This is a genomic window from Streptomyces sp. SID14436 (genome assembly GCF_010548465.1).
Taxonomy (GTDB): Bacteria; Actinomycetota; Actinomycetes; order Streptomycetales; family Streptomycetaceae; genus Streptomyces.
Genome location: NZ_JAAGMD010000860.1, coordinates 1 through 2,480, shown reverse-complemented (window position 1 = coordinate 2,480; position 2,480 = coordinate 1). Strand labels below are relative to the sequence as shown.

At 77.0% G+C, this 2,480-nt stretch carries 2 protein-coding genes; both read left to right on the top strand.

Annotation, left to right across the window (positions count from 1 at the left end):
• Nucleotides 1-275: 275 nt before the first annotated feature.
• Nucleotides 276-1,271 carry an agmatinase gene (gene speB, locus G3I53_RS31680; RefSeq protein WP_164339347.1) on the top strand — a complete coding sequence of 332 codons (996 nt, stop codon included), beginning with the start codon at nt 276-278 and terminating at the stop codon, nt 1,269-1,271.
• Nucleotides 1,272-1,352: 81 nt separating this feature from the next.
• On the top strand, nt 1,353-2,312 hold the full coding sequence (locus G3I53_RS31675; RefSeq protein ID WP_164439016.1) for a LysR family transcriptional regulator: 960 nt from the start codon (nt 1,353-1,355) through the stop codon (nt 2,310-2,312).
• The last annotated feature ends 168 nt before the right edge of the window (nt 2,313-2,480 follow it).

The window sequence follows — 2,480 nt, the reverse complement described above, 5'->3', positions numbered from 1 at the left end:
GCCCGCGCGCCGGTCCGGGCAGCACGGCACGGCACGGGACGGGGGCGCGGCGTCGGCGTCCGCGTCGGCGTCCGCGTCGGCATCGGCGTCGGCGTCCGCGTCCGCGTCCGCGTCGGCGATGAGCATCAGGTTGGCTGATGCTCAGCATCAGCCGCCCCCTCTTCTTCCGATGCTCCGCGCGGGCGAGGCTGACCCCCGTCCGGACGGGCCCCGCGGGTGCGGCTCCGCGCCGGATGCCCGCAGCCCCGCGACCCCGAGCAGAAGGGCACACCCCCATGGCCACTCCCCGCCCGGCCGGACAGCGCGACGAGCCCGGCATGCCCCGCTACGGCGGCATCGCCACCTACGCGCTGCTCCCCCGCATCGAGGACGTTGAGCACGCCGACGTGGCCGTCCTCGGCATCCCCTTCGACAGCGGGACCAGCTTCCGCCCCGGCGCCCGGTTCGGCCCCGCGCACATCCGCGAGCAGTCCCGACAGCTCCACCCGTACCACCAGTTCCTCGACGTGCGGCCGTTCGACGTGCAGCAGGTGGCCGACGCCGGTGACGTCGCGGTGGGCCCGTACGACATCGACCGGGCGGTCGCGGCGATCGAGTCCGCCGCACGGTCCCTGGTCGCGGGCGGCACGAAGGTCGTCGCCCTCGGCGGTGACCACACCGTCGCCCTGCCCCTGCTCCGGGCGGCGGCGGCAGCCCACGGGCCGCTGGCCGTCCTGCACTTCGACGCCCACCTGGACACCTGGGACACCTGCCACGGCGCGAGCGTCTGGCACGGCTCGCCCTTCCGCCGCGCGGCCGAGGAGGGGCTCCTCGACCTGGACCACTGCCAGCACGTCGGCGTGCGCGGCGGCATCTACGACCCGAGCGAACTGGCCGACGACCGCCGGGCCGGGTTCGAGATCATCGACAGCGAGGCCTTCCAGGAGCGCAGCGTCGGCGACATCGTCGCGCAGATCCGGCAGCGCCTGGGGGCGCGGCCCGTCTACGTGTCCGTCGACATCGACGTCCTGGACCCGGCGCACGCCCCGGCCACCGGCACCCCGGAGGTCGCCGGGCTGACGACCCGCGAGCTCTTCCGCACCCTCCGCGGCCTGGCGGGGCTGCACATCGTCGGATGCGACGTCGTGGAGGTCGCCCCCGCCTACGACCACGCCGACATCACCGGCCTCGCCGCCGCCCACACCGCCTGGGAGCTGATCTCGCTCCTCGCGCTCGACGGGAACCGGAGCGGGGCGGGCCGGGCGAACCGGGCCGTGGAACCGCACACGTAGGCGGGGGGGGCGGCCACGCGCGGACGTACGGGACGGCAGGGCCGCCCGGGCGCGCGGCGCCGGCCCGCATAGGTTGCTCCCATGCTCAACACTCGTCGGCTGGCCCTGCTGCGGGACCTCGCGCGCACGGGCACCATCGCCGGAGCGGCCGAGGCGGCCGGCTGCACGCCGTCGGCGGCCTCCCAGCAGCTGGCCGCCCTGGAGCGGGACGTCGGGACCCCGCTGCTGGAACGCACGCCCCGCAGCGTGCGGCTGACCGAGGCAGGGCGGGTCCTGGTGGACCACGCGCACCGCGTCCTCGCCGAACTCGACGCCGCCGAGGAGGCGGTGCGCGCGGTGGCGGGCCTGCGCGGGGGCCGGGTCCGGGTCGCCGCGTTCCCCAGCGTGGCGACCGGGCTGATGGTGCCCGCGCTCACCGCGTTCCGGCAGCGGCACCCGGACGTGCGCGTGACGTTCACCGAGGCGGAGCCGGAGACCTCGATGCCGGCGGTGGCCGACGGCGGGCTGGATCTGGCCGTCACGCACGAGTACGGGCGCCTGCCCGAGCCCGCGCTCGGCGGCCTGCGCCAGGTGCTCCTCCACCGCGACCGCATGCTCCTCGCGGTCCCCCCGCACCTCCAGCGGGCCGGCCGGACCGGCGCCGGGCTGCGGGACTTCGCGGACGCCACCTGGCTGTCGGCGCTGCCCAGTTCCGGGTTCCAGGCCGCGACCGAACTCCTCTGCCGGGCCGAGGGGTTCGAGCCCGACATCGCCTTCCGCTCCGACCAGTACGAGGTGCTGCTCGGGCTGGTGGCCGCCGACTTCGGTGTCGCCCTCGTCCCCGCGCTGGCCGCGGTGCCGCACCGGGGCGTGGCCTACCTGGAGGTGACGCGGCCCGCCGGTCTGACCCACGACATCCACATCACCACCCGCGAGGCCGACACGTCACCGGCGGTGGAAGCGCTCTCCGCCCTGCTCGTCCGGCGGGGCGTCGGGGAGGCGGACCCCGCCGGACGAGGACGGAGCGGCGCGGAGGCCGGGCGGGCGGGCCGTCAGGCGTGAGGCGATGCCCGCTCGGCACCCTCGCCCCGGCCGTCGTGCCCGCCGCCGGCTTCGCCGACGCCGTCCCGCTCGCCTTCGCCTTCCCGTGCGCGCTCCCGCTCCCCCTCGGGGTCGCCGTCGCCGTCGCCGAGCAGGGTGACGAACCCGTCCGGGCCGCGCACCGCGAGG